We start from the raw sequence: 19,736 nt of genomic DNA, 5'->3' as shown, positions 1-19,736 counted from the left end.
ATTTTGGGCACGCTGCACTCTTTTTTTTCTGGGAGTTTCGTAAATGGCAGTTGCCTCCGGCGCCTATAAGAAAGCCCTCGAGGGCGACCAGTCACCTAAAAAGGTGCTGGTCAAAATCGACCGGGTCACGAAGAAGTTCGACGAGACGATTGCCGTGGACGATGTGTCCCTGGAAATCAAGAAAGGCGAGATCTTCGCCTTGCTCGGCGGATCGGGTTCGGGCAAATCCACTTTGCTGCGCATGCTCGCAGGCTTCGAGCGCCCAACGGAAGGACGCATTTACCTCGACGGTGTGGACATCACCGACATGCCGCCGTACGAGCGGCCGATCAACATGATGTTCCAGTCCTACGCCTTGTTCCCCCACATGACCGTGGCCCAGAACATCGCGTTTGGCCTGCAACAGGACAAGATCCCCAAGGCCGAGGTCGACGCCCGCGTGGCCGAGATGCTCAAGCTGGTGCAGATGAGCCAGTACGCCAAGCGCAAGCCGCACCAGCTGTCTGGCGGCCAGCGTCAGCGGGTGGCCCTGGCGCGTTCCCTGGCCAAGCGTCCGAAACTGCTGCTGCTCGATGAGCCGATGGGCGCACTGGACAAGAAGCTGCGTTCGCAGATGCAACTGGAGCTGGTGGAGATCATCGAGCGCGTGGGCGTGACCTGCGTGATGGTGACCCACGACCAGGAAGAGGCCATGACCATGGCCGAGCGCATCGCGATCATGCACCTGGGCTGGATCGCCCAGATCGGCAGCCCGATCGATATCTATGAAACGCCTACCAGCCGCCTGGTGTGCGAGTTCATCGGCAACGTCAACATCTTCGACACCCAGGTGGTGGACGACGCCGAAGGCCACGCAGTACTCAAGTGCCCGGACCTGGACCGCGACATCTACGTCGGCTACGGCATCGCCACTTCGGTGGAAGACAAGTCGGTGACCTACGCCATCCGCCCTGAAAAGCTGCTGGTGACCACCGAAATGCCGACCTGCGAACACAACTGGTCCAGCGGCAAGGTGCATGACATCGCCTACCTCGGCGGCCACTCGGTGTTCTACGTCGAATTGCCGAGCGGCAAGCTGGTGCAATCGTTCGTGGCCAACGCCGAGCGCCGTGGCCAGCGTCCTACCTGGGGTGACCAGGTGTACGTGTGGTGGGAAGACGACAGCGGCGTGGTACTTCGCTCATGAACATGAAGAAGTTCAAACGCCAGCTGCAACGAATAACGCCCGGTGGCCGGCACGTGGTCATCGGGATCCCTTTCCTCTGGTTGTTCCTGTTCTTCATGCTGCCGTTCTTCATCGTCTTGAAGATCAGCTTTGCCGAAGCCGACGTGGCGATCCCGCCGTACACCGAGATCTACACCTTCGTTGAACAGAAACTGCAGTTGGTTCTGAACCTGGCCAACTACGGGATGCTCGGCGATGACGAGTTGTACATCGCGGCATACCTGGGCTCGCTGAAGATGGCGTTTTTCAGCACCATCCTCTGCCTGTTGATCGGCTACCCGATGGCCTACGCCATTGCCAGCGCGCGCAAGGAAATCCAGACCGTGCTGGTGCTGCTGATCATGATGCCGACCTGGACCGCGATCCTGATCCGGGTGTATGCGTGGATGGGCATCCTCAGCAACAACGGTTTGCTCAACGGCTTTTTGATGTCCATCGGGCTGATCAACGAACCGCTGCAGATCCTCAACACCAACATCGCGGTGTATATCGGCGTGGTCTATTCGTACCTGCCGTTCATGATCCTGCCGCTGTACGCCAACCTGGTGAAGCACGACCAGAGCCTGCTGGAAGCCGCCTCGGACCTGGGCTCGAGCACCTTCAACAGCTTCTGGAAAATCACCGTGCCGCTGTCCAAGAACGGCATCATCGCCGGCTGCATGCTGGTGTTTATCCCGGTGGTGGGCGAGTTCGTGATCCCGGAACTGCTGGGCGGCCCGGAAACCCTGATGATCGGTAAAGTGTTGTGGCAAGAATTCTTCAACAACCGTGACTGGCCGGTGGCGTCTGCCCTGGCGGTGGTGATGCTGGCGATCCTGATCGTGCCGATCATCCTGTTCAACCGCAGCCAAGCCAAAGAGATGGAGGGCAAGATATGAAGCGCGTCAGTTTCTCAAGCTTCATGCTGGTGGCGGGGTTGCTGTTCATCTACCTGCCGATGCTGATCCTGGTGATCTACTCGTTCAACGAATCCAAACTGGTGACGGTGTGGGGCGGTTGGTCGGTGAAGTGGTACGTCGGCCTGTTGGACAACACCCAGTTGATGGGCTCGGTAGGGCGCTCGCTGGAAATTGCCTGCTACACGGCGATTGCGGCAGTGGCACTCGGTACGCTCGCGGCCTTCGTGCTGACGCGTATCAGCCAGTTCAAGGGCCGCACGCTGTTCGGCGGCCTGGTAACGGCACCGCTGGTCATGCCGGAAGTGATCACCGGTCTGTCGCTGTTGCTGCTGTTCGTGGCCATGGCGCAGATGATCGGCTGGCCCCAGGAGCGTGGCCTGGTGACCATCTGGATCGCCCACACCACGTTCTGTTCGGCGTATGTGGCAGTGGTGGTGTCGGCGCGCTTGCGTGAGCTGGACCTGTCGATTGAAGAGGCCGCCATGGATCTGGGGGCGCGGCCGTGGAAGGTGTTCTTCCTGATCACCATCCCGATGATCGCGCCGTCTTTGGCGGCGGGCGGCATGATGTCGTTCGCGCTGTCCCTGGATGACCTGGTGTTGGCGAGCTTCGTGTCGGGGCCGGGTTCGACCACGTTGCCGATGGAAGTGTTCTCGGCGGTGCGCCTGGGGGTTAAACCCGAGATCAACGCCGTGGCCAGCTTGATCCTGTTGGCGGTGTCGATCGTGACCTTCCTGGTGTGGTTCTTCAGCCGCCGTGCCGAAGAGCACCGCAAGAAAGCCATCCAGCAGGCGATTGAAGAAGCGGCTGCGGATGGTTGGGAGAAACCGGCGGACTCGCGTCGCGCCCCGGCACCGGTCTAACTGACGGAACCGGCTTAAAAAATGTGGGAGCTGGCTTGCCTGCGATGGCGGTGTATCAGTCAACAAATTAGTCGACTGTCACACCGCCATCGCAGGCAAGCCAGCTCCCACAGTAGTTTTGTGGTGTTTATAAGATTGTGTTTCAGGCCACCCAAGGCGACTTGCGAATCACCTCGACAAAGTTCATCGGCTTGAACCCAGGCTCCTGATCCACCAGTACATCAGTCTTCACGTTGCCAAACGTGGTCTGCGGACGATGGCGCAAACCATCGGCAAACGCGCAGATGATGCATTCCTTGAACCCTTCACCCCGTGGGTGCGCATGCACCACGGCTTCGCGCTGCACGCTGCTGAACGCCGCGTATTCCATCCCCAGCACGTCCATTTCCACGCCCGCAGTCACCAGCGCCACGGTCGGACGCAGATGCTTGGGCACCCCCGGCGTAGTGTGCAGGGCAATCGACAGCCATACCTGCTCGATGTCGTCATCGCTCAGCCCGTAAGGCTTGAGGAAGTCCGCCGCTGCGTTGGCGCCGTCCACTTCAAAACGTTCGTCGTCACTGCGGTGGCCTTCCACCAGGCCCAGGTCGTGGAACATGGCGCCGACGTACAGCAGCTCCGGGTTGTAGGCCAACTGCTGGCGCTCACCGCTCAGGGCGCCGAACAGAAACACCCGGCGGGAGTGGTGGTACAGCAGGTCGGATTCGATGTCGCGGATGTATTCGGTGGTGGCCTTGGCCAGGGCGCTGTCCGGGATCTTGATGCCGGCGATGGTGGTGCTCATGGTCGTTCTCCTCAAGAAAGCGCCGGGTTGGCGCCGATGAGTCCAGTCTGGTCGCGCGTCCGCGAGGGGGCTACCGCGGCGAGGGTGCGATCCCGGCCAATGTGCCGTCACATCGTGCCAAGGCCATACGCGATCAACTGTAGGAGCTGGCTTGCCTGCGATAGCATCACCTCGGTATACCTGCTACACCGAGGTGTCTGCATCGCCGGCAAGCCAGCTCCTACAAGGGTTGTGTTTATTCAGTTAGAAAAAGGTGTTCCTGCTCATGGGCAAAACCGTCGCCATCCTGATCTTCCCCGGCGTCCAGTCACTGGACGTGACCGGGCCCCTGGATGTGTTCTGCGAAGCCAACCGTTTTCTGCCGCCTGGGGAGCATTACCAGCTTGACGTGATTGGCCTGGGCCACGGCAACATGGCGTGCTCCAACGGCTTGTCGTTGCAGGCGCACCGGCATTTCAGCGAGGCCCTCGAGCCCTACGATTTGCTGTTGATGGCCGGCGGGCCGCAGTTGCCCTTCGAGGATTTCGGCCCGGCCTTCAATCAATGGCTGCGTGACGCCAGCGCCCGAGCCAAACGCTTCGGCTCCATCTGCAACGGTGCCTTCCTGCTCGCCCGCGCCGGTTTGCTGGACGGGCGCACCGTCACCACTCACTGGGGCGACGCCGCCGGTCTGGCCGGTTTGTGCCCGTCGGCCCAGGTGGAAGCCGACCGTCTCTACGTGCAGGACGGCAACCTCTACACCTCCGCCGGGGTGACGGCGGGCATCGACCTGTCGCTGTACCTGCTGGCCCAGGATCACGGCCCGGAAGTGGCCCTCAGCGTGGCCAAGCGTCTGGTGGTATTCACCCAGCGTTCGGGTGGGCAGTCGCAGTTCAGCCCGTTTCTTACGCCCCACGCCGAAGCCACCTCGGCGGTGGCATTGGTGCAGCTGTATGTATTGGCGAACCTGACGGGGGACCTGACCATCGCCGATCTGGCCAAGGCGGCGAACATGAGCGCGCGCAACTTCTCCCGGGTATTTGCCCGGGAAGCGCAGATCACCCCGGCGGAGTTCGTCGAGCGGGCGCGGGTGGACGCGGCGCGGGTGATGCTGGAAAGCACCCACGCGCCGCTCAAGACCGTGGCGTATCAATGCGGCTTTCGCGATGCCCAGCACATGCGCAGTGTGTTCAATCGCCGGCTGGGCGTGACGCCGCAACAATTCCGGCTTAACTTTGCGGCGCCGGTGTGAGCGTGTCGTAGGCTTCCAGGGCGCGCAGCGAGTAGATGTACGCCGCGCCGGCATTCAGCGAGATTGCCGTGGCCAGGGTCGCGGCCACTTCTTCGCGGGTGGCGCCGGCCTTGATCGCCGCGTCGGCATGCACGCCGATGCAACCGTCGCAGCGTGTGGTGATGGCCACGGCGATGGAAATCAGCTCACGGGTCTTGGCATCGAGGACGTTGTTTTCCTCTGCAGCTTCCCCCAGCGCCATGTAGGCTTTGACCATCTTCGGGTTGCTCTTGCCCAGTGCGCCAAAGGCTTTCTTCACGGTAGGCAGCAAGTCGGACCAGTTATTGAACATTGCGTTAACTCCTCAGCGGGTTGGGTGTGAAGCCAGTTTGCGCGGTTCAGGTTTGGCGCTTTTGTTCGATCCACTCACCTTTTTGACCGATGCTCGCAAATGAACTCCATCGACACCCTGATCGCCTTGGCCAACCTGCGGGGCAGCCTGGACCTGCGCTGCCAGTTCCAGGGCGCCTGGGCCATGGACCACGAGCCCGAGCCGCTGGGCGTGGCGCCGTATCACATTGTGCTGGCGGGCACCTGCCGCGCCGAATTGTCCGGCGGCCAGCAGGTGACGCTGGAGGAGGGCGACATCCTGTTGATGCCCGGCGGCGCGACGCACCTGGTGCGCAGTCAGGGCGCGCGGGTGAAGCCGGTGGCGCAGACCGTGATCGAGGGCGGCCTGCTGCCGATCCATCGCCTGGGGAGCGATCAGCCGGACGTGGACATGCTCTGCGGCAGCTTTCGCTACAACCGCCAGTCGTTGTTGTTCAGTGCGTTGCCGGACTACCTGGTGGTGTCCAGCCGGCAGTGGCAGGCCGATGGGCAGTTGGCGGCACTGATCGCCTTGCTGCGCAGCGAGGCGGACGGTCAGCAGTTGGGCGCGCGGTTTTTTATCGATGCGCTGTCATCGGCGTTGTTCACCCTGATTTTGCGGGCCTGGCTCACACAGCAAGCGCCGGCGGCGGGCACCTTTGCCTTGCTGGCCGACAAGCGCCTGGGCAAGGCCTGGCAGGCGATGCTGGCCGAGCCTGGCCATGAGTGGACCATCGACAGCCTGGCCAGCGCCGCGTCGATGTCCCGGGCGACGTTCATGCGGGCGTTTGTCAAAGTGGCGGGTGTGTCGCCGTGGGTGTTGTTGACGCAGTTGCGCATGGAGTTGGCGTTCAACCTGCTGCATCAATCGCGGTTGAGCCTGACGGATATTGCCGCCCAGGCGGGGTATCAGTCCCAGGCGGCGTTCAGCAAGAAATTCAAGGAAACCTACGGTGAGGCGCCGGGGCGCATGCGCGCCCGGTAGACGCAACAACACAGGTAGAAATGTGGGAGCCGGGCTTGCCCGCGATGGCATCACCTCGGTTTAACTGAGGCACCGAGGCGTCTGTATCGCAGGCAAGCCAGCTCCCACACAGTCCGTATTTCAACCACCTACCTGGCCGGCAACAGCTTCAGCGTACTGCGAGTATTCGCCGTCACTTCCTCATCATTGAAATGTGCCTGCTCATACCCGCCTTCGATGTACGTTTCCGCCTGGTCGGCGTAGTGCTTGTCGAACGGCACGCCACTCTGTCCGACCGGGTTGATGGTCAGCGCATGCGCAGCATCGGCGAAGTCGACCAGGCGCCGGGTCGATGGGCCGTAGGTCACTGGCCACGGCGCCGGGCCGATCTGGGCGGATTGGTTGTTGGGCACTTCATGGGTGCCGGGAGCGGCAAACGGGCCGACGTTGACGATCTTGTCCAACGGCTTCTGCGAGCCCAGCGGATGGCCGTGGGTCAGGGTGTGGGCCTTGCCCCATTGCCATTGCGCCGGGTCATCGCCGAAGGTCGCCTTGAGGTGTTGCAGGCTGTTGTCCCAGGCGAGCTTGACGGTGTCGGCGCGGTGGCCGTCCCACCATGGCGAGTCCGGCGACGCGGCCAGGCGCGGCAAGGCGGCGTCCACCACGCGGGTGGTGAGCAATGTCTTGAACATCGCGTCGCCCAGTTTCGGGCGGAACGCCGCATCGGTGAGGTTGAACAGGAACTGGTTGAACAGCGTGGCACTGGTGGAGTCCAGCGGGTAATCGCCTTTCCAGGTTGCCAATTGCTCCACCAGTTTCAACTGCGCCGGGTCCTTGACCACTTCACGCAGCACCGGCAGCAGCGGCGCCAGCAGCCGTGGGCCGTAGGCGGTGGTGGTGCCGAGCTGCAAGGCCTGGCTGTTGTTCACGTCCCATTTCACGCTGTTGTCGCTCAGTTGGGCGTTCAGCTGCTGGCCACGGTCAGCCAGGTTGTAATACCCGGGGATCGGCATGCCGGTAGGCGACGCCGGCTGGGCGTTGGCGGACACCACATAACCCCGTGTCGGGTTTTCTTCCTGGGGGTTGGCGCTGAACGGGTACAACCCGAGCTTGTCCGCCTGGGCGGTGCTGCCGTCGAGGATAAAGCCCGGGTTGACCCCGGCCGGGCGGATCGGCAATTGCGCCGCCGCCCACCAGCCGATATCCCCCTTGGCATTGGCCCACACGATGTTCAAGCCGGGGGCCTGGACCTTGGCGGCTGCGGCCCGGGCCTTGGCCAGCGTGTCGGCACGGTTGAGCTGGTAGAAACCTTCGAGGATCGGGTTCTCGGTATTCAGGAACGCCCACCACATGGCGATCGGCGTCTTGCCGGCATTCTCGCCGAGTACGTCATTGATGATCGGGCCGTGGGGCGAGCTGCGCAGGGTCAAGGTCACCGGGTCCTGGCCCTTGACCGCGATCTGCTGCTCGCTGCTGGTCATGTCCACCCATTTATCGTGGTACCAGACCTGGTTGGGATTGTCCGGGTTGACCTTCTCGGCGATCAGGTCGAGGTCATCGTTCTGGAACATGGTCAGGCTCCAGCCGAAATCCTTGTTGTGGCCCAGGAACGCCACCGGCACCAGCGCGTTGTGATACCCGTAAAGCTCGAAGCCCGGTGCCGACAGCTGCGCCTCGTACCACACCGACGGTACCGAGAAGCGGATGTGCGGGTCGCCCGCCAGCAACGGCTTGCCACTCTTGGTGCGGCTGCCGCTGATAGCCCAGGCGTTGCTGCCTTCGAACTGCGGCAGGCCGTTGTCGGCCAGGGCCTGCTCGCTCAATTGGGCGATGGCGCCGAGGTCTTTCCAGTCACCGGCGGCCAGGTTCAGCGCGCCCTTGGGCTGCCAGTCGAGGTCGAAGACCTTCAGGTAATCGTTGCCCAGTTGATCGCGTACGTACGTCAGCAAGGGTTCGGTGCGAAAGGCGGCGGCAAAGCTGTAGGCCAGGTAGCCGGCGACGCTGATGGTGTCTTCGGCGGTAAACGGGCGCTTGGGGATGCCCAGTACGTCGAACTCCATCGGCCTGGCGTGGCTGTCCTGATACTGGTTGACGCCGTCCAGGTAGGCTTGCAGAGCCTTCCAGGAGGCCGACTCATGGTCCATGTGCTCCACGTAGCTCAGGGCGCGTTCGCGAATGCGCAGGCTGCGGAACAGTTTGTCGGTCTCCAGCAGCTTGGGGCCCAGCACTTCGGCCAGTTCGCCACGGGACAGGCGCCGCATGATCTCCATCTGGAACAGCCGGTCCTGGGCGTGCACATAGCCGAGGGCGCGGTACAGGTCGGTCTCGTTCTCGGCGCGGATATGCGGCACGCCACGGTCGTCGTAACGCACGGTGACCGAGCCTTGCAGGTGGGCCAGCTCCACCGTGCCCTGGCGAGTCGGCTGCTTGCTGTACACGTACCAGCCGGCACCTAGCATAAGGGCGACGAGCAGGATGGCCAGCGCGGTCAGGATGCGTTTCATGGGGTGTCCCTTATGAGTGATCCGGGCAGTTTAGTGGGTTTGGCGAGCGGTGAGGAAGAAGCTGTTGGCTTCGTGTTCCCTGAACCTCACCTGCATGAAGTGGGGGTTCTGAAGTTCGACGCGGATGGGCGGGTTATTATGTTTACTCTGTTACATGAAACCAGCGGCGCCGTGATCAACCAGGCCATCCGGGCGCGCCTTTGCTATCACTTTCGGAATGCAATTTATGACAGATCCCAGCCGTGCACAGGTGCCTTATGCCTGCTGCATGGAAACGCCATCGCTGATCAGCAGCTTTTTGCGATACCCGCCGGTTGGCTTTAACGCCCAGCTGTCAGCACAGGGACTGCCGTACTTTTTCACCCGGTTTGACCTGCAAACCACCGCCGACGATGAGCTGCGTGCCCGCCTGCGCGGTTGGCCGGGGTACCGTTTGTGGCAGTCTTGGCTGCAGGTCGACAGCTGCTTTGTCGGCACCACGGTCAGCGAATATTCGCCGTTCCCGCAGGACGTGCCGCCGCAGGACATGGCGCAGTGGCTGCAACAGGCGTTGGCGCCACAACGCGCACTCACCATCGTCAAAGATGTGCCGCTGGATTCTCCGCTGCTCAGCGTCGAGGACAATCGCTACGCACAGGCGCTGATCGAGGCCTGCACCCAGCGCGGGTTCATCAGTGTCGAGGGCCAGGCGCTGGCCTATGTGCCCATCGACTTCGCCTCGGTTGACGAGTATCTGTCGCGGTTGTCCCATAGCCGCCGGCGCAATATCCGCCGCAAGTTGCGCAGCCGCGAGGCGTTGCGCATCGAGATCCTGGACACTGGCGACGCCCGGTTCAGCGATGAGCAATGGCAGCAGGAACTGTATCGGCTCTACAAGGCAGTGTACGAACAGAGCGAAATCCACTTCGATTTGCTCACGCCCGAATTCTTCATCCAGCTGCTGACCGATGCCGACAGCGGCGGGCATGTGTTCTGCTATTGGGATGGGGATGAGCTGGTGGGCTATAACCTGTGCTACCAGCAAGACGGCAAGTTGCTCGACAAGTACATCGGCCTGAATTACCCGCTGGCGCTGGAGCACAACCTGTACTTCGTCAGCTGGTTTGTGAACCTGGAGTACGCGCTGGAAAAGGGCCTGGAGTTTTATGTGGCGGGCTGGACCGACCCACAGGTCAAGTCCAGCCTCGGCGCCAGGTTCACCTTCACCCGCCATTTGGTCTGGGTGCGCAACCCGCTGTTGCGCAAGGTGTTGAACCGTTTCCGACACCATTTTGAAAGCGACATGCAGTGGCAGCAGGAGCAAACCGCATGAGTCAGGCCCGACCCGCATTGATCCTCGATTTTGATGGCGCCGTGAATAACATTCCCGGCGCCCTTACCCTGCCGCTGCAAGCCTGGCAGGAGAAGATCCGTTTCGGCTGCCGCTGGGCGCAGTTCAAGGAGCTGGAGCGCGCCCTGCACGCGCAGATGCCCAGCGACTACGGCTGTGTGTTTACCGGCAGCGGTGACTATCACCACCTCAGCCAGTTGCTGTTGAACCGCCTGCCCACCCAGCAAAAGATCCAGCTGATCATTTGCGACAACCACCCGGACAACATGCGCTATCCGTTTGGTATCCATTGTGGGTCCTGGGTTTACTGGGCCAGCCGCTTGCCGCAGGTCGAGCATGTTCACGTGCTGGGCATTGGCTCGCCGGATATTTCCCTCAAGCACGCCTGGGAGAATCACTGGTCACCGCTGGTGAAACGCAAGCTGACCTACTGGAACACCAACGTCGATACGCGTTGGTTGAACTGGATCGGCGCAGGCCGCAGCAATCGCGCCTTCAGCAATGCCGACGAGTTGATGAGCGCGTTCCTGGCCCAGCTCGACCGTTCGCTGCCGGTGTATCTCTCCATCGATAAAGACGTGCTGAGCCCGGAGGTGGTGAATACCAACTGGGACCAGGGCGAGTTTCTGGAGAAGCATTTGAATGCGCTGATCGATGCATGCCAGGGCAGCATTATTGGCGCCGACATTACCGGCGACGTGTCGGCCTACCACTACCAGAGCAAGTTCAAGCGTTGGCTGAGTGCGTCGGATGGCCAGGAAGAGTTGCCGGAGAACCAGGTGGTCATCTGGCAACAGCAGCAGAATGAGTTGAACGCGCGCTTGTTGACCCGTATCGATCAGAGCTGGGTCAGCGCTTAAGAATCCGCCGTAGATGGTCCAGCACCTGCTCAAACAGCTCATCGGTCAGCCAGTGGCTGTTGCTGATCGAGAGCGTCTGGGCGGCGAAGCTTTGCGCGCAGGGGATAGCGGCGCCTGGCTGTAACAGTGAAGTGAGTGCCGGGTAGCCCGGCAGCACGTGGATAAACAGGCGGGTGACGCCCAGGCCCGCGGTCCACAGCTGCGCCATGGCGGTATCGCGGGTTTGTGCGCTGGGCATCACCACCATCAGGAACGGCCAGGTGCCCTGCTGGCTTGGGCCGTCGGTCAACACCGACACGCCGGGCAGGCTGTTGAGCTGCGCCACGCGGCGCAAGGCGCGCAGGCGGCCTTGCTGCAAATGCTCGGGCAAACGTGCCAGCGCGGCGGCGCCGACCTTCTGGCGATAGCCGCCCAGCCGGTGCAACGGAATATCGTTGACGGAAAAATCGTCGCCCACCGCCGCCACTTCATCGCCCCGCGCCAACGCCGCCCGCAGTGGCTTGCCATACACGTACTTCAGGCCGCGCGGCTGATACGCCACGGCGTAGCCCCACAGTTCGGCGCTGCGTTGCAGCTCCCAGCGCAGGCTGAAGGGCAAGTCCTGGCGGCATTGCCGGTGCAACGCCTGGTGCAATTCCGGATTGCGGCTGAACAGCACACCGCCTTCCGCCGTGGTCAGGCCTTTGCCCAGTGCCATGCTGAAAAAGCCGATGTCACCTTTTAGCCCGACGCTTTTACCGTCATCCAGCGCACCCATGGCTTGGGCCGCGTCTTCGATCACCGCCACGCCGAACGGCGCGGCAATGCGATTGGCGGCATCCACATCCGCCACGCGCCCGGCCAGGTGAGTGACGACGATCGCCAGGGTGTTTTCGTTGCACAACTGCGCCAGCTGTTGTTCGTCGAGGTCGATGCTGCCCGGCTTTAAATCGCACGGCACTACGCGCAAAGGCGGGCAGTGATGGGCCGCCAGGGCCACCAGCGGGCAGGTATAGGCCGGCACGATCAGTTCGGTGCGCCCGGGCATGCGCAGCTGCAGCACGCGCAGCGCCATGATCAGGGCGGCGGTGCCGGAGCAGGGCAGGGCCGGCGGCGGAATATCGAGTTGGCAGGCCAGGTCGCGGGCCAGGTCGCCCGAGCGGTTGAACAAATCCTGCCAGCGCAGGGGAAGCCCCGCCGTCGGCGGGATCTCCCGTTGGCCGGCAACGCGGGTCATGACGCCAGCGTCTGCGAGGGTTCGGCCTCGACGGCCTTGCTCTCTTTGTCTTCGCTGCGCGCCAGGCACAGGATGCCCGCAATGATCAGCGCGCCACCGACGATTTTCGGCAGGGTCAACGTGTCGTTGAACAGCCAGACAGAGATCAGCGTCACGCTGATCAGCTCAAGGTGTGAGGCCGCAAACGCCGGGCCGACTGGCGCGTATTTGAGCAGGGTCATCCAGGTAAAGAACGCGCCGATGTAGCCAACAAATGCACCGTAGATCCACGGCGCGCCGAACACGCGTACCAGCCAGGCGGCGTCCATCGTCAGTGGCTCGGCATGAATCGAGGCGAATTTGAAACTGACCTGCGCCAACGTATCGAAAATGATCAGCGACAGAAAACCCAGGATATAAAACCGTTTCATTACTCAAACCCCACGACGGTCACGCCACAGGCGATCAGCAGGATGCCGATCAACCGCCACTTGCTCAGGCTTTCCTTGAACAGGAAACGGCCGGCAATCATGATCACCACAATATTGATGGAACCCAGCATCACGCCCACCGACAGCGGTACCAGCGTCAGGAAGGCCAGCCACAGCACGAATTCGAATACATAGCAGATGATGCCGAGCCAGATCCACGGGCGCTTGAGCATATGGCGCCAGTGGGCCATGCCGTCATGCTCGGCGCTGGCGGAGGCTGCGGCTTTGAACGCCAACTGGCCGGACGTATCAACGATAACGTTGAGGATCCAGAGGATGATGGTTAATTGGCTCATGTGTTCCCGTGTCGTCTGCTGGTACGGCTAGTCGCTTACGATACAGGAGCATGCCGATACAGTTGCTCGAGTTTGCCGAACGAACAGCGTCTGTTCAGCTTGCGCCCGGTCAGGGTGGAGAGGTTTCCCCGTTCCACTCGCAATAGCAGCCTACCGCCAGGGTGTGGGTCGCATTGACCTCGCGCCCGCCTTCGAGGGCTTGCAGGATGGGTTCGATAAAGCTGTTGCTCGAATTACACGTCAGCCCTTCGCTGTAGGGCCCGAAATACGCCAGTTTGCCACTGTGGTCCCAGATGCCCACGGCAGGGCTGGCAGGCAGGTGTTGAGCGCCGGGTACGGCCTTGAGGGGCTTCATTGCGCCGAGGGTGGCGGGCAGTTGGCCGTGGCTGCCGGCTTTTTGCAGGGAATAGAACTCCACGCCCTGGGGCGCGTACTGCTCGATCAGCTCGCCGAGGTGCTGCTGGTTGCCGACGTTGCACGGGCAGGCCGGGTCCCAGAAGTGCACCAGGCGGATGGGGCCGGGGCCGGCAAGCTCGGCGGGCAGGCTCAGGCTGTCACCGGAAAACACCGCCGTATGCTCACTGAACGCCCGCAGGTAGCGCCCCTGGAACCAGTCATACGCCGCCCATAACACGCCGGCGCAAATAATCACGATCAGGCTGGCGAAGAGGGTGGTGCGGTAGGGCTGTCGCATCTGGATCAATCCTCGGAGGACGCGTAGCTTGCCATGCTTGCCCTGACAGATGAATATCGCGGCTCGATATTCATCTGTTCAACGCGTTGAAGCCACAGTCTGGAAGTTCTTATGCCCGTTACGTTTGACCCTGATCATCTACGCGAAAGCTTGCAGCCCCTGGTGGACGCGCAGCCGCTTTCTGCCGAGGCTCGGGTCTACCAGCGCTTCTACGGCCTCGACCTGGCGGCCCGCAAGGTGCCGGCAACAAGCCGCCTGGGGCGCTTTGCGGTGGACGGGTTCGAGGTGGTCTGCCAGGTCTGGTGGCCGCCCGTTCCGGTGGCGACGATGTTCCTGTTCCATGGCTTCTACGACCATATGGGCCTGTACCGCAACGCTGTGGATTGGGCGCTGGACCAGGGCTTTGTGGTCATCGCCTGCGACTTGCCGGGCCATGGCCTGTCCAGCGGCGAGCGGGCCAGCATCGATGATTTTGCGGTGTACCAGGACGTGGTGCAGGCGCTGTTTGAACAGGCCAGGGCCCTGCAATTGCCGCAGCCGTGGCATCTGTTCGGGCAAAGCACCGGCGGCGCTATCGTGGTGGATCATCTGCTGAATCACGGCGCCGACAGCCCGGCCCAGGGCAAGACCTTCCTGCTGTCACCCTTGGTGCGGCCTCGCGCCTGGGGTTGGTCGCAGCTCAGTTATTACCTGCTCCGGCCATTCGTCAAAGGCATCGCCCGGCGCTTCAGCGATAACACCAACGACCCGCAGTTCAAGCCGTTCCTGGAGGCCGACCCGTTGCAGCCCCGGCAACTGCCGACCGCCTGGGTGGGCGCCCTGGCGCGCTGGATCAAGCGCATCGAAGCGGCGCCACGCAGTACGCGACGGCCGTTGATCGTGCAGGGCGAGGAAGACATGACGGTGGACTGGCAGCACAACCTGAAGGTGTTGCGTAGCAAATTCGACCAGCCGGAAGTGTTGATGCTGCCGCGCGGCAGGCATCATTTGGCGAATGAGATTCCAGAGATTCGGCAGCAATACTTCAGGTTTCTCACCGACCACCTGAAATAACGCTGTTCCCTGTGGGAGCTGGCAAGCCAGCTCCCACATCGTTTACGGTGCCAGGCTTGAAGTACTTTGCCCTACCGCCAGCCCGGCCCGAATCGCCGCCAGAGCCGCCTTGTAGTAAGCCTTGCCCTCCGGCGACTCCGCGAACGTCGCGAACTCTTCCAGCTCCGGGTCGGACAAATCCCGGTAGACGTACAGCAGCGTGTTGTTCAGGTCATTGCCAATCTGCTGCATCAGCCGCTCGCGCTGACCGTTCAACATGCCTTGGGCCTGACCGCCGCCCAACAGGCCGGGGATCATCTGGCTCAAACTGTCAGCCGCCACACCGGCGATCGCCAGGCTGACTTCAGCCCCGGCTTCCCGCGCGGGCAGGGCCTGGGCCAGGTGGCCGATGATCAGGCTGCGGGTGGCGTCGGCTTCCATATGCGGCAAGCCCTGGGCATTTTTCGCCAGTTGATCGCGACGGGTCGCCAGCAGCTCGGCGGCGACAATCTTGCGGCCAAGGGGCGACTGGAAAAAGGCCAGGGCCGGCTTCGGGTCTGCCAGGTTCTTGCGCAGCTGTGCCTCGGCCCGCTGGTCTACCGACTGGGGCGCAAAGCGTTTATTGCTGTTATCCACCAGCGCCTGATACACGGCGGGCGGCAAGCTGTTGCGGTAGCGTTGCTGGGCGGCACTGAGGGCGTCATTAAAATGCGCGCGCTGGTCTGCCCAGCCGGCGACCTTGTACAACTGGTCATGGCCGTCTGCCCAAGCGGGCAAAACGCAGAACATCAGCAGGGAAAAAAACAAACGACGCATAGGGACTCCTGTCAGTCGGCCACTATTGTCCGTGTCGGGCGTAGGATTTGTCGAGAAATCCTATCGGTCACCTGACTAAAGTGTATTCAGACGCTCGGCGGCTCTGTCGGATTCACAGGCGTATGGATACTATGCGCGCCATGCCCATACCCTCCGATCACCCGCTGCTGTTACGCATTGTCGATGACCTGGCCGCACAAGGCTGGTCGCAGCAGAATATCTTCCTGCCCGAGGCTCTGACCCTCGAACTCGCGGCTGAGTGCCATAAACGCGCCGCTGAAGGTGAATTGGCACCGGCAGCCGTCGGACGCGGGCCGTCCCAGGAGATTCGCGAGGGCATTCGGGGTGACCATATCCAGTGGCTGGAGCCGGGCGAAGTGGTGGCCTGCGACAACTACCTGGAGTTGATGGACAGCCTGCGGGTGGCGATGAACCGGGGTCTGTTCCTGGGCCTGGAAGACTTCGAAAGCCACTTCGCGATGTACCCGCCGGGGGCGTTTTACCTCAGGCATGTGGACCGCTTTCGCGACGACGACCGGCGCATGGTGTCGGCGGTGATCTACTTGAACAACGCCTGGCTGCCGGAGCACGGTGGCCAGTTGCGCATGTACCTCAAGGGCGACGTCGAATACGATGTGGTGCCCACCGGCGGTTGCCTGGTGGTGTTCCTGTCGGGGGAAATCCCCCATGAAGTCCTGCCCGCCACCCGCGAACGCCTGTCCCTCACCGGCTGGTTTCGCCGGCGGGGTAACGAGCCGTTCTGATGATGCAAAAGATTCTGGTCAGCCGCTGCCTGCTGGGGCACCGGGTACGCTACGACGGAGGGGCCAGCGGGCCTTTCGACCAATTGGCCGCGTGGCAGGCCGAAGGCCGAGTGGTTGCCGTGTGCCCGGAAGTGGCGGGTGGCTTGCCGACGCCGCGCCCGTCTGCCGAGATTCCAGGCGGGCAGGGGGTTGATGTCTGGGAGGGCCGCGCCCAGGTGCTGACGGCCCAGGGCGAAGACTTCAGCGAAGCCTTCCTCGAGGGTGCCCGCCAGGCGCTGGCGTTGGTGCAACGCCACGACATCCGTATCGCCGTGCTCAAGGCCAACAGCCCGTCCTGCGGCAACCTGCTGACCTATGACGGCACGTTTACCGGCGTGAAGGTGACCGGCGAAGGCGTGACGGCGGCGCTGCTCAAGCGCCATGGGGTGCTGGTGTTCAGTGAGCTGGAGTTGCCCGAGGCGGCCGCGGCCCTGGCAAAACTCTCAAGCCCGACATAGATCAAAATGTGGGAGCTGGCTTGCCAGCGATAGCAGTGTATCAGCCTACATTTTTGGTGCTGACCCACCGCTATCGCAGGCAAGCCAGCTCCTACACTGACCGAGTCGTTTATTCGGCCTTGGCCACCGGCTTGCTCGCATCCATCCCGAACCATTTCTCCGACAGCGCCGTCAGCCGGCCATCGGCCTTCACCCGTTGCAGGGCCTTGTCCAGGCTGGCCTTGAACGCCGGGTTACCTTTCTGGAACGGAATCGCCAGGCTCAACGTCGGGCCCACATCTGCGCCTCCTTTCACCGGTAACTCGCTGTCGCGAATCGCGTAGGGAATCAGCAACCGGTCACTGATGGCCGCGTCGATCTGTTGGTCGGCGACGTCCTTGATCGGCTGTTTGGCATCGGCATAACTGCGCAAATCAACGCCTTCGGCGGTGCGCGCCTGCTCGACAAACTGACTGCCCTGGGCCACGCCCAATGCCTTGCCCTTGAGCGCCGCAAAGCTGCCCAGCGGGCGTTGTTCCTGCTTGCGCACGATGAGCTGCGCGCTGGAGTAGCTGTAGGGCTCGCTGAAGTCGAAACGATCCGCCAGTTCAGGAGTCATAGCGATATGGTTGATTGCCACGTCGTACTTGGCGCTTTCCACGCCGGGCAGCAAGTCGGCGGCATCGACGGTGATAAAGGAGGGGCGTACGTCCATTTCCTTGGCCAGTAATTCACCCAACTCCACTTCAAAACCGGTGAGTTTGTCGCCTTCCTTGAAGTTGAATGGTGGAGTATTGGCTTCCAGGGCGATGCGCAGCTCCCCACGGTCAAACACATCGTCGATCAGTTCGGCATGGGCCAAGGGGCTCATAAGCGGCAGTAAAAGTAACAGGCCAGGCAGGAAACGCATGGTCTCTCCTAAAGAATTCGAATGAGCGAGGCGTTGTTCAAGCTCGCTTTGCTATGGTGTTGAGTGCCTTGGACAGCAATTTGTCGCGAAGTTGTCATAACCCTACAGATTTCCCGGAAAAACTGGAGAAGTGAATGAAAGCTCTTTTGTCTCGTGCAACCCTGGCCAGCCTGCTATTGGGCGCTTCGATGCTGGCAACCGCCGCCGATGGCATCCCGCGTAGCGCGCCGCCTGAAGGTGCCAAGGTGTTTATCGTGTCGCCGAAAGATGGCGCCACCGTCGACAAGACCTTCACCGTGAAATTCGGCATGGAAGGCCTGAAACTGGCACCGGCCACCAGCCAGGACCCGGGCACTGGCCACCACCACCTGCTGATCGACCAGAAAGAATTGCCTGACGCCAGCGTGCCGATCCCGGCCACCGACACCGTGATCCACTACGGCAAGGCCCAGACCGAAACCGAACTGACCCTCACCCCAGGCAAGCACACGCTGCAACTGGTCGCCGGCGACAAACTGCACATGCAGTTCAACCCGACTGTAGCCTCGAAAGTCATCACGGTTAACGTCAAGTAAGATTTGTTCAGACAAAAAAAGGGAGACCCGAGGGTCTCCCTTTTTTGTGCGCGTTTAACGATTAGAACAACACGCGGCTACGGATAGTGCCGTTGATGTGTTGCAGCTTCTCTTGCGCCAGGTCCGAGTACTCGGCGTCTACGTCGATAACCACGTAGCCGACTTTCTCGTTGGTCTGCAGGAACTGACCGGAAATGTTGATGCCGTTTTCCGCGAAGACCTTGTTGATCTCCATCATCACGCCAGGGATGTTCTGGTGGATGTGCAGCAGACGGTGCTTGCCAGGGTGAGCCGGCAGGGCCACTTCCGGGAAGTTGACCGAGGACACCGACGTACCGTTGTCGCTGTACTTGACCAGTTTCTCCGACACTTCCAGGCCGATGTTGGCTTGGGCTTCAGCGGTGGAACCGCCGATGTGCGGGGTCAGGATCACGTTGTCCAGGCCACGCAGCGGGCTTTCGAAGATGTCGTCGTTAGAGCGTGGCTCTACCGGGAACACGTCGATGGCGGCGCCGATCAGGTGCTTGTCCTTGATCGCGTCGGCCAGGGCGTCCAGCTCGACCACGGTGCCGCGTGCGGCGTTGATCAGGATCCCGCCCTTCTTGATGGCGCGGATTTCCTTCTCGCCGATCATCCACTGGGTCTCAGCGGTTTCCGGTACGTGCAGGGTCACGATGTCGGACATACCCAGCAGCTCGGTCAGGCTCGACACCTGAGTGGCGTTGCCCAGCGGCAGCTTGGTCAGGGTGTCGTAGAAGAACACCTGCATGCCCAGGCCTTCGGCCAATACCGACAGTTGAGTGCCGATCGAGCCGTAACCGACGATACCCAGCTTCTTGCCGCGGATTTCGAAGGAGTTGGCTGCGCTCTTGATCCAGCCGCCACGATGGCAGGAAGCGTTCTTCTCGGGAATGCCGCGCAACAGCAGGATCGCCTCGGCCAACACCAGTTCGGCTACGGAACGGGTGTTGGAGTACGGTGCGTTGAACACCGCGATGCCGCGCTCGCGCGCTGCGTTGAGGTCGACCTGGTTGGTGCCGATGCAGAAACAGCCGACAGCCACCAACTTCTTGGCGTGATCGAAGATCTCTTCGGTCAGCTGAGTACGGGAGCGAATGCCGATAAAGTGCGCGTCGGCGATCTTTTCCTTTAACTGGGCTTCCGGCAGAGAACTGGTGATGTACTCAATGCTGGAGTACCCAGCGGCTTTCAGAACGTCGACAGCCGATGGGTGGACGCCTTCCAGAAGAAGGAACTTGATCTTGCTCTTATCGAGAGAAGTCTTGCTCATCTGCGTAAACCTGTATCCCGGAGAAAAATGGCAGGGAATCGGACAGCGGGGAGCTGACCCGGACGGCAGGAAAGCCGTCACCGCAGAACGCCCTTGGGCACTATCCTGCGGGGGCGGTATGCTAGCATACGTGCCCCGCTAAACACCCATTCCTGCGACGTGAAGCGTTCTCAGGATGACCATGAATT

General features: G+C 61.9%; 22 protein-coding genes. 12 read left to right on the top strand and 10 right to left on the bottom strand.

Annotated elements, in window-relative coordinates; genetic code table 11:
* Window positions 1–43: 43 nt before the first annotated feature.
* From JFV30_RS27480 to JFV30_RS27470, 3 genes are read left to right on the top strand one after another with little or no spacing between them, the layout of a single operon-like run.
* Window positions 44–1,186: an ABC transporter ATP-binding protein gene (locus JFV30_RS27480; protein ID WP_010167845.1), complete on the top strand. Its 1,143-nt coding sequence runs from the start codon at window positions 44–46 to the stop codon at window positions 1,184–1,186.
* Window positions 1,183–2,103: an ABC transporter permease subunit gene (locus JFV30_RS27475; protein WP_003213882.1), complete on the top strand. Its 921-nt coding sequence runs from the start codon at window positions 1,183–1,185 to the stop codon at window positions 2,101–2,103. The genes JFV30_RS27480 and JFV30_RS27475 overlap by 4 nt, the downstream gene beginning before the upstream one ends.
* The gene (locus JFV30_RS27470; RefSeq protein ID WP_010167842.1) at window positions 2,100–2,987 is read left to right on the top strand and encodes an ABC transporter permease subunit; all 888 of its coding nucleotides are present in this window, start codon (window positions 2,100–2,102) and stop codon (window positions 2,985–2,987) included. Before JFV30_RS27475 ends, JFV30_RS27470 begins: the two co-directional genes overlap by 4 nt.
* Window positions 2,988–3,129: 142 nt before the next feature.
* On the opposite strand, the gene JFV30_RS27465 is transcribed toward JFV30_RS27470, so the two are convergent.
* Window positions 3,130–3,771, bottom strand: coding sequence for an HD domain-containing protein (locus JFV30_RS27465; RefSeq protein ID WP_010167840.1), 642 nt, complete (start codon window positions 3,769–3,771; stop codon window positions 3,130–3,132).
* 265 nt (window positions 3,772–4,036) lie between these two features.
* Between JFV30_RS27465 and JFV30_RS27460 the strand changes: the two genes are divergently transcribed.
* Window positions 4,037–5,002 carry a GlxA family transcriptional regulator gene (locus JFV30_RS27460; protein WP_010167836.1) on the top strand — a complete coding sequence of 322 codons (966 nt, stop codon included), beginning with the start codon at window positions 4,037–4,039 and terminating at the stop codon, window positions 5,000–5,002.
* Here the strand turns inward: JFV30_RS27460 and JFV30_RS27455 are convergent.
* Entirely contained in the window at window positions 4,980–5,333 is a 354-nt protein-coding gene (locus JFV30_RS27455) for a carboxymuconolactone decarboxylase family protein (RefSeq protein WP_010167834.1), read from the bottom strand. The genes JFV30_RS27460 and JFV30_RS27455 overlap by 23 nt on opposite strands.
* A 99-nt stretch (window positions 5,334–5,432) precedes the next feature.
* On the opposite strand from JFV30_RS27455, the gene JFV30_RS27450 reads away from it, so the two are divergent.
* The gene (locus JFV30_RS27450; protein WP_010167832.1) at window positions 5,433–6,335 is read left to right on the top strand and encodes an AraC family transcriptional regulator; all 903 of its coding nucleotides are present in this window, start codon (window positions 5,433–5,435) and stop codon (window positions 6,333–6,335) included.
* 128 nt (window positions 6,336–6,463) lie between these two features.
* On the opposite strand, the gene JFV30_RS27445 is transcribed toward JFV30_RS27450, so the two are convergent.
* The gene (locus JFV30_RS27445) at window positions 6,464–8,818 is read right to left on the bottom strand and encodes a penicillin acylase family protein (protein ID WP_201125640.1); all 2,355 of its coding nucleotides are present in this window, start codon (window positions 8,816–8,818) and stop codon (window positions 6,464–6,466) included.
* Window positions 8,819–8,830: 12 nt separating this feature from the next.
* Here JFV30_RS27445 and JFV30_RS27440 point away from each other — a divergent pair, with 12 nt between their 5' ends.
* From JFV30_RS27440 to JFV30_RS27430, 3 genes are read left to right on the top strand one after another with little or no spacing between them, the layout of a single operon-like run.
* Window positions 8,831–9,142, top strand: coding sequence for a hypothetical protein (locus JFV30_RS27440; RefSeq protein ID WP_201126273.1), 312 nt, complete (start codon window positions 8,831–8,833; stop codon window positions 9,140–9,142).
* Window positions 9,045–10,130, top strand: a complete 1,086-nt coding sequence (locus JFV30_RS27435) for a GNAT family N-acetyltransferase (RefSeq protein ID WP_201125639.1) — start codon at window positions 9,045–9,047, stop codon at window positions 10,128–10,130. The genes JFV30_RS27440 and JFV30_RS27435 overlap by 98 nt, the downstream gene beginning before the upstream one ends.
* Complete coding sequence (locus JFV30_RS27430; protein ID WP_201125638.1) at window positions 10,127–11,008, top strand: arginase family protein; 882 nt, start codon at window positions 10,127–10,129, stop codon at window positions 11,006–11,008. The genes JFV30_RS27435 and JFV30_RS27430 overlap by 4 nt, the downstream gene beginning before the upstream one ends.
* Here the strand turns inward: JFV30_RS27430 and JFV30_RS27425 are convergent.
* The 4 genes from JFV30_RS27425 to JFV30_RS27410 all read right to left on the bottom strand — a co-directional run bounded on the left by JFV30_RS27425 (window position 10,998) and on the right by JFV30_RS27410 (window position 13,684).
* A complete protein-coding gene (locus tag JFV30_RS27425) occupies window positions 10,998–12,224 on the bottom strand; it encodes a DegT/DnrJ/EryC1/StrS family aminotransferase (RefSeq protein WP_201125637.1) in 1,227 nt (408 codons plus the stop codon). The two genes, JFV30_RS27430 and JFV30_RS27425, sit on opposite strands and share 11 nt — an antisense overlap.
* Complete coding sequence (locus tag JFV30_RS27420; RefSeq protein WP_201125636.1) at window positions 12,221–12,634, bottom strand: DMT family transporter; 414 nt, start codon at window positions 12,632–12,634, stop codon at window positions 12,221–12,223. Before JFV30_RS27420 ends, JFV30_RS27425 begins: the two co-directional genes overlap by 4 nt.
* The gene (locus JFV30_RS27415; protein WP_010167818.1) at window positions 12,634–12,990 is read right to left on the bottom strand and encodes an EamA family transporter; all 357 of its coding nucleotides are present in this window, start codon (window positions 12,988–12,990) and stop codon (window positions 12,634–12,636) included. The genes JFV30_RS27420 and JFV30_RS27415 overlap by 1 nt, the downstream gene beginning before the upstream one ends.
* A gap of 109 nt (window positions 12,991–13,099) precedes the next feature.
* Window positions 13,100–13,684: a DUF6436 domain-containing protein gene (locus tag JFV30_RS27410; protein ID WP_201125635.1), complete on the bottom strand. Its 585-nt coding sequence runs from the start codon at window positions 13,682–13,684 to the stop codon at window positions 13,100–13,102.
* A gap of 111 nt (window positions 13,685–13,795) precedes the next feature.
* Between JFV30_RS27410 and JFV30_RS27405 the strand changes: the two genes are divergently transcribed.
* Window positions 13,796–14,737, top strand: coding sequence for an alpha/beta hydrolase (locus JFV30_RS27405; RefSeq protein WP_201125634.1), 942 nt, complete (start codon window positions 13,796–13,798; stop codon window positions 14,735–14,737).
* A 42-nt stretch (window positions 14,738–14,779) separates the two neighbouring features.
* Here JFV30_RS27405 and JFV30_RS27400 read toward each other — a convergent pair whose 3' ends face one another.
* Window positions 14,780–15,532 (bottom strand): DUF2059 domain-containing protein, encoded by a 753-nt coding sequence (locus JFV30_RS27400; RefSeq protein ID WP_201125633.1) that lies wholly within the window; start codon window positions 15,530–15,532, stop codon window positions 14,780–14,782.
* 131 nt (window positions 15,533–15,663) lie between these two features.
* Here JFV30_RS27400 and JFV30_RS27395 point away from each other — a divergent pair, with 131 nt between their 5' ends.
* The gene (locus JFV30_RS27395; RefSeq protein WP_010167814.1) at window positions 15,664–16,296 is read left to right on the top strand and encodes a 2OG-Fe(II) oxygenase; all 633 of its coding nucleotides are present in this window, start codon (window positions 15,664–15,666) and stop codon (window positions 16,294–16,296) included.
* A 2-nt stretch (window positions 16,297–16,298) separates the two neighbouring features.
* Window positions 16,299–16,793: a DUF523 domain-containing protein gene (locus JFV30_RS27390; RefSeq protein ID WP_201126248.1), complete on the top strand. Its 495-nt coding sequence runs from the start codon at window positions 16,299–16,301 to the stop codon at window positions 16,791–16,793.
* Between the two features lie 109 nt (window positions 16,794–16,902).
* Here JFV30_RS27390 and JFV30_RS27385 read toward each other — a convergent pair whose 3' ends face one another.
* Window positions 16,903–17,682, bottom strand: a complete 780-nt coding sequence (locus JFV30_RS27385; RefSeq protein WP_010167812.1) for a transporter substrate-binding domain-containing protein — start codon at window positions 17,680–17,682, stop codon at window positions 16,903–16,905.
* 134 nt (window positions 17,683–17,816) lie between these two features.
* On the opposite strand from JFV30_RS27385, the gene JFV30_RS27380 reads away from it, so the two are divergent.
* A complete protein-coding gene (locus JFV30_RS27380; RefSeq protein ID WP_017139512.1) occupies window positions 17,817–18,257 on the top strand; it encodes a DUF4399 domain-containing protein in 441 nt (146 codons plus the stop codon).
* A gap of 61 nt (window positions 18,258–18,318) precedes the next feature.
* Here the strand turns inward: JFV30_RS27380 and serA are convergent, their stop codons facing one another.
* Window positions 18,319–19,548 carry a phosphoglycerate dehydrogenase gene (gene serA / locus JFV30_RS27375; RefSeq protein WP_010167810.1) on the bottom strand — a complete coding sequence of 410 codons (1,230 nt, stop codon included), beginning with the start codon at window positions 19,546–19,548 and terminating at the stop codon, window positions 18,319–18,321.
* Window positions 19,549–19,736 lie beyond the last annotated feature (188 nt).

Source organism: Pseudomonas sp. TH32, assembly GCF_016650855.1.
GTDB lineage: Bacteria > Pseudomonadota > Gammaproteobacteria > Pseudomonadales > Pseudomonadaceae > Aquipseudomonas.
The sequence above is the reverse complement of the archived record's forward strand: the minus strand, read 5'-3'. Positions and strand labels throughout refer to the sequence as shown.

What these genes read in the sequence shown, in the direction of transcription:
- JFV30_RS27480 (WP_010167845.1), top strand. Translation starts at nt 44, where the DNA reads ATGGCAGTTGCCTCCGGCGCCTATAAGAAAGCCCTCGAGGGCGACCAG.
- JFV30_RS27475 (WP_003213882.1), top strand. Translation starts at nt 1,183, where the DNA reads ATGAACATGAAGAAGTTCAAACGCCAGCTGCAACGAATAACGCCCGGT.
- JFV30_RS27470 (WP_010167842.1), top strand. Translation starts at nt 2,100, where the DNA reads ATGAAGCGCGTCAGTTTCTCAAGCTTCATGCTGGTGGCGGGGTTGCTG.
- JFV30_RS27465 (WP_010167840.1), bottom strand. Translation starts at nt 3,771, where the DNA reads ATGAGCACCACCATCGCCGGCATCAAGATCCCGGACAGCGCCCTGGCC.
- JFV30_RS27460 (WP_010167836.1), top strand. Translation starts at nt 4,037, where the DNA reads ATGGGCAAAACCGTCGCCATCCTGATCTTCCCCGGCGTCCAGTCACTG.
- JFV30_RS27455 (WP_010167834.1), bottom strand. Translation starts at nt 5,333, where the DNA reads ATGTTCAATAACTGGTCCGACTTGCTGCCTACCGTGAAGAAAGCCTTT.
- JFV30_RS27450 (WP_010167832.1), top strand. Translation starts at nt 5,433, where the DNA reads ATGAACTCCATCGACACCCTGATCGCCTTGGCCAACCTGCGGGGCAGC.
- JFV30_RS27445 (WP_201125640.1), bottom strand. Translation starts at nt 8,818, where the DNA reads ATGAAACGCATCCTGACCGCGCTGGCCATCCTGCTCGTCGCCCTTATG.
- JFV30_RS27440 (WP_201126273.1), top strand. Translation starts at nt 8,831, where the DNA reads ATGAGTGATCCGGGCAGTTTAGTGGGTTTGGCGAGCGGTGAGGAAGAA.
- JFV30_RS27435 (WP_201125639.1), top strand. Translation starts at nt 9,045, where the DNA reads ATGACAGATCCCAGCCGTGCACAGGTGCCTTATGCCTGCTGCATGGAA.
- JFV30_RS27430 (WP_201125638.1), top strand. Translation starts at nt 10,127, where the DNA reads ATGAGTCAGGCCCGACCCGCATTGATCCTCGATTTTGATGGCGCCGTG.
- JFV30_RS27425 (WP_201125637.1), bottom strand. Translation starts at nt 12,224, where the DNA reads ATGACCCGCGTTGCCGGCCAACGGGAGATCCCGCCGACGGCGGGGCTT.
- JFV30_RS27420 (WP_201125636.1), bottom strand. Translation starts at nt 12,634, where the DNA reads ATGAAACGGTTTTATATCCTGGGTTTTCTGTCGCTGATCATTTTCGAT.
- JFV30_RS27415 (WP_010167818.1), bottom strand. Translation starts at nt 12,990, where the DNA reads ATGAGCCAATTAACCATCATCCTCTGGATCCTCAACGTTATCGTTGAT.
- JFV30_RS27410 (WP_201125635.1), bottom strand. Translation starts at nt 13,684, where the DNA reads ATGCGACAGCCCTACCGCACCACCCTCTTCGCCAGCCTGATCGTGATT.
- JFV30_RS27405 (WP_201125634.1), top strand. Translation starts at nt 13,796, where the DNA reads ATGCCCGTTACGTTTGACCCTGATCATCTACGCGAAAGCTTGCAGCCC.
- JFV30_RS27400 (WP_201125633.1), bottom strand. Translation starts at nt 15,532, where the DNA reads ATGCGTCGTTTGTTTTTTTCCCTGCTGATGTTCTGCGTTTTGCCCGCT.
- JFV30_RS27395 (WP_010167814.1), top strand. Translation starts at nt 15,664, where the DNA reads ATGCGCGCCATGCCCATACCCTCCGATCACCCGCTGCTGTTACGCATT.
- JFV30_RS27390 (WP_201126248.1), top strand. Translation starts at nt 16,299, where the DNA reads ATGCAAAAGATTCTGGTCAGCCGCTGCCTGCTGGGGCACCGGGTACGC.
- JFV30_RS27385 (WP_010167812.1), bottom strand. Translation starts at nt 17,682, where the DNA reads ATGCGTTTCCTGCCTGGCCTGTTACTTTTACTGCCGCTTATGAGCCCC.
- JFV30_RS27380 (WP_017139512.1), top strand. Translation starts at nt 17,817, where the DNA reads ATGAAAGCTCTTTTGTCTCGTGCAACCCTGGCCAGCCTGCTATTGGGC.
- serA (WP_010167810.1), bottom strand. Translation starts at nt 19,548, where the DNA reads ATGAGCAAGACTTCTCTCGATAAGAGCAAGATCAAGTTCCTTCTTCTG.